At 66.7% G+C, this 7,618-nt stretch carries 9 protein-coding genes; all 9 read right to left on the bottom strand.

The annotated features are described in order from the left end of the window. Nucleotides 1–1,676, bottom strand: a 1,676-nt coding sequence (locus tag AC1DYI_RS21590; RefSeq protein WP_477206187.1) for a hypothetical protein, incomplete at its 3' end; no start/stop codon positions are given. Nucleotides 1,677–1,694: 18 nt separating this feature from the next. Continuing rightward, nucleotides 1,695–2,102, bottom strand: coding sequence for a GPW/gp25 family protein (locus AC1DYI_RS21595; RefSeq protein WP_477206188.1), 408 nt, complete (start codon nucleotides 2,100–2,102; stop codon nucleotides 1,695–1,697). Beyond that, nucleotides 2,103–2,402 carry a PAAR domain-containing protein gene (locus AC1DYI_RS21600; RefSeq protein ID WP_477206189.1) on the bottom strand — a complete coding sequence of 100 codons (300 nt, stop codon included), beginning with the start codon at nucleotides 2,400–2,402 and terminating at the stop codon, nucleotides 2,103–2,105. A 31-nt stretch (nucleotides 2,403–2,433) separates the two neighbouring features. Beyond that, complete coding sequence (gene vgrG / locus AC1DYI_RS21605; RefSeq protein ID WP_477206190.1) at nucleotides 2,434–4,221, bottom strand: type VI secretion system tip protein VgrG; 1,788 nt, start codon at nucleotides 4,219–4,221, stop codon at nucleotides 2,434–2,436. Nucleotides 4,222–4,227: 6 nt separating this feature from the next. Continuing rightward, the gene (locus AC1DYI_RS21610; protein WP_477206191.1) at nucleotides 4,228–4,929 is read right to left on the bottom strand and encodes a CIS tube protein; all 702 of its coding nucleotides are present in this window, start codon (nucleotides 4,927–4,929) and stop codon (nucleotides 4,228–4,230) included. A gap of 31 nt (nucleotides 4,930–4,960) precedes the next feature. Then, nucleotides 4,961–5,188, bottom strand: coding sequence for a DUF5908 family protein (locus AC1DYI_RS21615; protein ID WP_477206192.1), 228 nt, complete (start codon nucleotides 5,186–5,188; stop codon nucleotides 4,961–4,963). Further along, the gene (locus tag AC1DYI_RS21620; RefSeq protein WP_477206193.1) at nucleotides 5,185–5,679 is read right to left on the bottom strand and encodes a phage tail protein; all 495 of its coding nucleotides are present in this window, start codon (nucleotides 5,677–5,679) and stop codon (nucleotides 5,185–5,187) included. The genes AC1DYI_RS21615 and AC1DYI_RS21620 overlap by 4 nt, the downstream gene beginning before the upstream one ends. 5 nt (nucleotides 5,680–5,684) lie before the next feature. After that, nucleotides 5,685–6,143, bottom strand: a complete 459-nt coding sequence (locus AC1DYI_RS21625; RefSeq protein ID WP_477206194.1) for a phage tail protein — start codon at nucleotides 6,141–6,143, stop codon at nucleotides 5,685–5,687. A 91-nt stretch (nucleotides 6,144–6,234) separates the two neighbouring features. Further along, nucleotides 6,235–7,618: phage tail sheath family protein (locus AC1DYI_RS21630; protein ID WP_477206195.1), on the bottom strand; the 1,384-nt coding region annotated here is incomplete at its 5' end.

A 7,618-nucleotide genomic window follows, 5' to 3' on the forward strand; every position in this document is an offset into this window, starting at 1 on the left:
ACCGACAGCAGCACCTGCCATGCACCACGGAACACGCGGTCGAACACCAGGCGGCGCTCCAGCGGCGCATTGCCGAAAAGCAGCGAGAGCGGGTCGTCGACGTCGACCTGGCTGGTTTCGGCGAGCACTTGGCGGGCGTGCTGGCGCAGCCGTTCGCATGCCGCCGCGTCCAGCTCCGGCCCGGTGGCGCACAGCCATGTCGCCATCAGACGGCCCAGCCGCGGCATCAGCGCTGCGGGCTCGGTGCACCCGAGGCAACGCAGCAGCAAGTAGGCGAGCCAGGGGGTCTCGCGCAGGCCAGGGCAGTCGTTCAGCAGCGTGCTGGCCAGATGGCCGCGTGACGCAGGCGGCACGCTGCCGCCGGGCTCGGGCTCTGCCAGGCCCTGGGCCAGCTCATGCGCGGCCAGGCGCAGGCACCACGCGTCCAGCGCTTCGAGCGCGTCGGTGGCCGGCAGGGTGACGTCGATGCCCTYGGGCTCGGACACCGACAGCAGCACCTCGATCTCGCGCCGGCCTTCACGCAGGTTGAGCAGCGGCGAGGCAATGGCCAGGCCCTGCCGGGCCGTGACGCTGCCGAGCCCGCCGCCGAGCAGTGGCACCGATGGCGCGCGCGGATCAGCAGCCTGCTCGGTTGTCGGCACGACCAGCCGGCGGGCCAGGGCCTGGGTCGCCAGGCCGTACTCGCGCTCGGGTGAGATCTGCGGGTCGTATTCATGCCGCAAGCTCAGCAGCTGCGTGACGCGCAGCGGGCTCAGGTAGAGGGCTTGCTCGGCCGCAAAGCTGCAGCTGCCACTGTCCAGGTTGGCAACAAAGCGCCAGCCTTGCGGCAACTGCACCGGCTTGAGGTGGCGCAGGTCGCGCTCGAGCACCAGGTGCACCCGGTCCGGCTGCGCGGGCAGCGGGCGGAAGCCCAGGCGCTCGGCGTAATAGTGGTGCGTGAGCCGCTCATCGAACTGGTTGAGCGTGTCGCGCGTGGACTGCTGCAGTTGCGTCCAGGCCAGCAGCAGGCCGGTGCCGGGGTCGTGCAGGCCGGTGCGCAGGCTTGCGGGCAGCTGCTGCACCGCGAGCGCCTGCAACAGGCGCAGCAGCCGGCACAGCGCGAGCCAGAACAGGCGCAGGCGGCGCGGTTGCAGGTCGGCTGGCTCGGCCACTGCCGTGCCGGTGTCAGCGGGTCGATCAGCATCCAGGCCCCATGCCGGGTGCCAGCCGCGCCACGCAGTGGCGGGCGCATCGCCGGCCATCAGCACGGCCTGCAGTTGCGGGCCCAGCGATTCACCCAGTGCACGCCACAGCGGCGGTCGCAACGCGTCTCGCAAGGCTTGCTCTTCGGCCAGCGTGTCGTCTTCGAGGTACACGCACCAGCGGTCGAGCCGGCGGGCCAGCTCCAGGCACAGGGCCAGCGCCCGCTCGGGGGACTGCCAGGCAAACTGGTCGGCCTGGGCCGCCAACTCGTTCAACGGCAACGCGGCCAGCTCGGCCAACAGCAGGCTCAGGTCTTGTTCGAGCGTTTGCCCCCAGTGGCCGGCCTCAGTGCCCTGGGCATCGACGAAGCGCAGCTGGCGCGCGAACAGCAAGACCTGGCGCAGGCGCTGCGCCAGGCTCAGCTCGTCGGGCCGGAAGTAGCCCGGTACGAGCGCGGGGCCGAGCCGCTGGTCTTGCTGCGAACCGGGGTGCATGCGGGTGCTCGGCAACGCTCAACCAGCCCGGACCGGGTGGCTGGCCTGGTCCAGGTAGAGCGGGTAGACCATGTTGTGGCGGGTGTTCGTCGTGCGGATGCGGTAGTTCAGCTGCACGTCCAGCCGAGCCAGGTCTTCGCCCGACGGCCGCACGTCCAGCTGCTCCAGCTCGATGCGCGGCTCGAAGAACATCACCGCCTTCTTGATCATGTCGGTGAGCTCGGTGACGGTCTGCTCGGTGACCTCTTCGAACACCATCTGGTGCAGCCGCGTGCCGTAGGCGTGCTGCATCACCCGCTCGCCGACGCGGGTGCGAAAGAGGATGCGCAGGCTCTCTTCGATGTCTTCCTCGTGCTCGACCATCACCACCTGCTGGCGGCTGTCGAAGCGCGGCGGAAAACTCCAGCCTCGGCCTAGGAAGGTCATCTAGCCTCCAATGAGGACCGTGGGCAGGCCCATCACCACGCTGCCCCCGTGGCCGGTGGTGTCGCCCACGCGCGCGGCCGGCTTGCCGCCGATCAGCACCGTGGCGGAGCCTTTCACGATCACGTCCGGCGGGCCCACGCAGGTGGCGTTGTCGCCGACCACGGACGCGGGCAGCTTGCCGATCAGCACCGTGGGCACACCGGGGCCGATCACCGGCCCACCAACGTGGGGGATGGGCGGCAGTCCGGGCGTGACCATCGGGCAGACGTGCATGTCGGTCAGGCGTGCGGCGGGGGGCATGGGGCGTTCTCGGTGGGAGGCAAAGGAACGATCAATTGATCATCACCAACGCACCCTTGACGGTGGTCTGGCCGGACGCCGAGAGCTCGGCGGTGGCCGAGCCCTTGCCGGTGAAGGCCACCTGGGCCTGCGCGGTGATGTTGAGCCCCTGGGCCTGGATGTCGGCCTGGCAATCGAACTTCATGCCGGTGGTCGCCGTCAGCGTGATGCCGCCTTGCGCCGTGAGCTTGATGTCCTTGGGGCTGTCCAGTGCGATGCCGGCGCTCGAGAGCTTGATGCTGTTGCCGTTCTGGTCTTTCAGCAGCACGCTCTGGTCCTTGTCGTCGAGCACCATCGTGTTCTTGGCCGGGGTCACGATCGTGATGATCTTGTCCTCTTCGTTGAACTCGATGCGGTGCATGCAGCGGGTCACGATGGCCTTGGTGTTGTTCTCGGCCGCCAGCGCGTAGGGCGGGGTGCGGCTGCTGCTGTAGAGGCTGCCGAGGATCACCGGGTAGCCCGGGTCGTCGTTGAAGAAGCCGAGCACCACCTCGTCGCCCACCTCGGGCAGGAAGAAGTGGCCGAAGCCGCTGCTGGCGTGACCTTGCGCGAGCCGGGCCCAGATGCCGGGGGTTTCGACCTGCAAGTAGGGCAATTGCACCTGGATGCGCTGCTCGCCCTCGGGGTCTTCGTCGAGCTTCATCACCACGCCGATGTGCAGGCCGTGGATGCCCGGCACCAGGCCGGCGGTGGACGGGGCGTGGATGTCGGTGCGCTCCATGTGCCAGTCCGGCGGCAGGCCGAATTCGGCGTGGCACAGCCAGTTGCCGTCGGCGATATCGTGCTGCACCGCGCTCAGGTAGACATCGCCGCTGAAGCGCGTGCCTACGCCATTCACCGTGAGCAGCGTGCCCGGCAATGCCTTGGCACTGCCCTGGAAGCTGACGTGACCACGGATGCGGGCCAGCGCGGCCTTCATCTGGGCGGCCTTGGCCCAGGCATCCAGCACGTCCTTGGTCTGCGGGGCGGCGCTCTGCAGCGCAAAGGTGGCGGGCGATGCCACCGCGGCCAGCGTGCTTCCGTCGAGGTCGCCTTGTGCATTGCCGGCCAGCGGGCTGGCCGCGGTGCCTTGCAGCAGGCCTTGCTGCGCCGGGCTCCAGGTGTTGGCCTGCACCGATTTCCATTGCTGGCGGGCGTCGATGTCGGCGGCGAAGTCGATCAGGTCGGCGCCCCAGGTCACGCCCAGCGCCGCGGCGGTGCTGAAATCAGGCGCGTTGACACTCACCTTGCCGTCGGCGCACTGCACCACCAGGCCCATCGCATCGGCACGCGCGAGCATGAAGTCCCAATCGGTGCAGTTGTGCTGCACCAGCTCCTTGTGCGTGACCGTGGTGCTCGACACGTCGGCCGAAAGACCGGCGTTGCCGATCAGCGTTTCGATCACCGCGCTGTCGCTCTGGTCCACGTAGTGGGCGCAGCGCCGGCCCAGCGTCATCTTGCAGGCCGTGTGCCGGCACTCCACTTCGAGCCGGCTGTAGTTGTTGCCGCTGATCTTGAAGCCGTGGCGCACGACGATGCCGCTGAAGATCGAGGTCTCTGCATCGCCGTAGCCGGCCTTGACGACGATGGCCGTCCCGGGCTTGAACTGCTCACCGTCGCTCAGAGGCACCTTGCCCTCGGGCATGTCGCCGTCGGCGATCACGAGGCGGGCCCAGGACACGGCGTTGAGCGCATGTCGCACGGTGACCGAGATCAGCGGCAGGCCGTCCTGGTCGGCGCCTGYGCAACTGACCGTGACGCGCACGGGGCCGTCGCTATCGGCTTCGGGGGATGYGGGCATGACGCGTTACCTCAGCGGCGGAAAGTGCAGCCGGGCGCCGGGTTGCAGGCGCCGAAATTCGCGCAGGCCGTTGTAGGCCGCCACCTCCGGGTAGTAGCGGCTGTCGCCGTAGATGCGCTGGCACAGCAGAGGCAGCGTGTCGCCCTCGCGCACCTCGACCGAGTGGCTCAGGTCGGGGCTGGAGCGGTTGGCGCTGATCTGGCCGAGCTGCTTGCTGACGAAGCCCATCAGCGCCATGTCGGCCTTGGCGCGCAGCGGCGCACCGCTGGGCTTGAACAGCGTGTAGTTGGTGGAAAGGCTTTTCAGCCGACCGTAGAAGATCAGCGTGCCCCAGAGCACCTGCACAGGACTGGGCTCGTGCTTGCCGCCCTGGTACTTGTAGACGATGTTGCTGAGCGCGTCGATCTGGCCGACCACGTCGCTCGGTGCGCTGGAGCCCAGCGGCAGCGGCACCGCGCCGGTGCCGTCGAACACCACGGAGAAGCTGATCGTGTCGGGGTTGATGGCGCTGAACTTGAGCGGATTGCTGGCCTGGCCCTGGGTGCGCTTGGTGTTGTAGCAAATCGTCCGGTCGTGGGAGAACTCGGACGGGTTGATGAGCAGCTTGTACTGCTGGCCATTGACATTGACGATGCCGGTCTCGTCGTCGATCTCGCAGCCGGTGATGGACAGCGGCTGCTTGGAGCCTGAAAGGGAGGGCAACAACATGGTGCAACTCGGTTCGGTGGCGCAGGTCGGGTCAGCGTTCGCGCAATTGCTGCAGGTGGACCAGCATCCAGGTCCGGCACTCGGCCAGGATCTCTTCCTTCAGCTGTTCGCGGTCTTCGCAGTCGTCGCCCTCGGCTCCATCGCAGCCGCCAGCGGCCTTCTTGCCCTTCTTGGTGCCGACACCTTCGTCGTCATCGTCTTCGTCCTCGTCGTCRCTGACGGTGGACTTGAGCACCAGTTGTCTGACTTCGAGCGTCATAGCAGTCGTGTGCAGTATTGGTAGGCCAGGTCGATCTGCTCGATCGCGGCTTCGTTCTTGGTCGAGCCGAAAGGCTCGATGTCCCAGCGCACCGGATAGGCGTTGTGCAGGCACCAGGTCCGGATCGGCAGGCCGTACTCGTCCAGCAGGTGCACGAGCACCAGCATCGGTGTGATGCCCAGCGTCAGCCCGTTTTCCATCACGACCTTGCACCACAGCATCAGCGGTGAAGTGACGGTGGCGATCCCGCGCTTCAGGCTCAGCGTGCCCTGGCGCACACCCTTGGGCAGCTTGTGCACGAAGCGGTTCTCGCCGCCCTCGACCAGATCCTCGGTTTCCATCGTCTGGTCCAGCCCCGACACGTCCTGGAAGGAGGTGTCGAAGGGCGTGGCCAGCATGCCGATGTTGACCGCGAAGTGAAAGGCCGCGGGTGGGTAGTCGATCAGGTTCAGCGCCTGGCGAAGCGCTGTGCCGGGGGCAACGACGCTCATGGCGATCAGGCGTTGGCGATCGTCAGGCCTTCATGGGCGACCTCGATGGTTTCAACCGCCACCTCGTTGCCCTCGGCCTTCAGGTCGGTGCCGGTGATCTTGGTCGGCCAGGCGTTGGTCAGCGTCCAGACCATCGTCGGCTTGCCTTCTTCGTCGAGCAGGCTGATGGTCACCGGCACCCGCTTGATCGTGTTCATCTTGATCTGGTTGAACCAGTCCCAGAACTTGTTGTCTGACTTGAACACGCCCTTCTTCATCGTGATGTTGCCGTACTTCTTCAGCCCCGGCATCTTGATGGCCGAGAACACCGGGCTGTCGCCATGTCGGTATTCGATGGGCTGGGCTTCAACGTCGAGGCCGGAAACCTCTTCGAAAGACAGCACCGCAGAGTCCCACTTCACCTGGAAGTAGAACTTGGGCAGGGGCCACACTGTGGTGGATTGTTTGGAACCGTCGTCGGCCATTTCAGTGCTCCATTGCGTGTAGAGACCGGGTCAGGGCAGGCACCAGGGGCACCTGCGCCAGGCGGAGAGTCATGGGGGGATCAGCGGCAGCTCAGCCCGATTTGGGCATCTGCTGCTGGAAGGTGATCTCGATGAACTCGGCCGGCCGCACCATGGCCACCAGCACGGTCACGCGCAAGATGCCTTCGAGCACGTCGTTGGGTGTCATCGTTTCGCCGAGACCCACGAACACCGAGAACGCATCCTCGGGCACCGCTCCCATCAGGCCGCCACGCTTCCAGATGCTGGTCAGGAAGTTGTTGATCATGCTTTTGATCGTGACCCAGGTATTGGCCGTGTTCGGCTCGAACACCATCGCCTTGGCCGCCAGCCGGCAGCTCTCTTCCAGCATGATCATCGTGCGGCGCACGTTGATGTAGCGCCAGTCCAGGCTGTTGCCATCCAGCGTGCGAGCCCCCCACACCAGCACGCCTTCGCCGATGAAGCTGCGAATCGCGTTGATCGATTTGCCCTGCGCGCTGACGTTCAGGTCTTCCTGTTGCTCGGCGGAGATGCTGACGGTCGGCGAGATGACACCGTTCAGGCTCACGTTGGCAGGTGCTTTCCAGACGCCGCGGGTGTTGTCCACCATCGTGTAGACGCCGGCCATCGCGCTGCTCGGCGGCATCACGTTCAGCTGGCGTCTCACTTCGGTGAGCACAGCCTTGTAGACGCCACTGGCGCCAGCGAGCGTCTTGTTCAGCAGGTCGCGGCGGGCCTTCACGCCGGCGGCCAGCGCGTCGCTGTTGAGCGGGTTGTCGTAGCTGGCTTCCCACACGTCATTGGCCGCAGCTTCGGCTTGCGCGGCCGCGTCGTCGTCGGCGAGCGCCGGGTCGGCGGCCTTGGCTGCGGCAATCGAATCGGCGATGAACTTCGTGCGCGCGTCGTCGTAGGCCTTGGTGCGGTCTGCGGCGGCGGCCTTTTGCGCGTCGTCGAAGGTCTTCAGGTCCGTCTCGATGTCGGCATCGCTCTTCTTCGCCGCCTTGCCGTCGCTGGCGACCTTGGCTCGCGCCGCCTTGGCCGCTGCGTCGTCGCGCTGCTTGCGCGCTTCGGCCACGACGACCGGCGTGAAGTTGGTCTTCAGCTTGGCGACCTCCTCGAACATGGCGCGCGTGTGGCCCTTGGTGGTCGCGTCCACCGTGTCGGGCAGATCCAGTTCAGCGCGCAGCAGCTTCTGCAGCAGGTCGACGCTGCCGGCTTCGATGTTCGTGTAGTCGATCTCTTTTTCGCCGACCACCGAGGTGTTGAGCCAGGGGTAATAGGCGGCGGCGAAGTCGAGGAAGTTGATGCCCAGGCTGTCGCGGAAGGCAGCCACCGGATCACCCTGCGGGAACTCGCGCGGCTTGTCGCCGTTCCACACATCGAGGATGGCGACGCGGCTCTTCATCTCGTAGCCGCAGTGGTTGAGCATCCCTTGCTGGATGTCCTTGCAGGTG

It is taken from the genome of Ideonella sp. P3_A4 (assembly GCF_056403075.1).

What these genes read in the sequence shown, in the direction of transcription:
- AC1DYI_RS21625 (WP_477206194.1), bottom strand. Translation starts at nt 6,143, where the DNA reads ATGGCCGACGACGGTTCCAAACAATCCACCACAGTGTGGCCCCTGCCC.
- AC1DYI_RS21610 (WP_477206191.1), bottom strand. Translation starts at nt 4,929, where the DNA reads ATGTTGTTGCCCTCCCTTTCAGGCTCCAAGCAGCCGCTGTCCATCACC.
- AC1DYI_RS21595 (WP_477206188.1), bottom strand. Translation starts at nt 2,102, where the DNA reads ATGACCTTCCTAGGCCGAGGCTGGAGTTTTCCGCCGCGCTTCGACAGC.
- AC1DYI_RS21600 (WP_477206189.1), bottom strand. Translation starts at nt 2,402, where the DNA reads ATGCCCCCCGCCGCACGCCTGACCGACATGCACGTCTGCCCGATGGTC.
- AC1DYI_RS21620 (WP_477206193.1), bottom strand. Translation starts at nt 5,679, where the DNA reads ATGAGCGTCGTTGCCCCCGGCACAGCGCTTCGCCAGGCGCTGAACCTG.